Here is a 336-nt window from a genome sequence, read left to right on the forward strand (position 1 = left end):
TGCTGAAGGGCGAGATCCGCTTCACCGAAACCCGGATCGGCCGCGCCGAATTGCGGCTGCCGATCACCGACGCGCAGGCCCTGGTGCTGCCGCCGGGCCTGTCCGAGAACCTCGCCGGCCCCGACCTCGCCATCGACGGGCTGCACGTCCAGCAGTTCCTCCTCACCACGACCGTGCCCGCCACGGGCCGCACCGACCAGCTCGCGGCCGAGAACCTCGCCGCCCAGGCGCCGGCCCTCGCCGGGCCGTGGCGGATCGAGGGCGCGAGCGGCGGCGTCCCGTTCCGCGCGGTCACCGGCGAGGCGGCGCCGGACGGCAGCGTGCCCCTCAAGATCT

The 336-nt window shown here is 75.3% G+C and carries 1 protein-coding gene; it reads left to right on the forward strand.

Annotated elements, in window-relative coordinates:
* Nucleotides 1–336: hypothetical protein (locus tag ACLBXP_RS25400; RefSeq protein WP_447670608.1), on the forward strand; the 336-nt coding region annotated here is incomplete at both ends.

It is taken from the genome of Methylobacterium sp. A54F, from assembly GCF_053346035.1.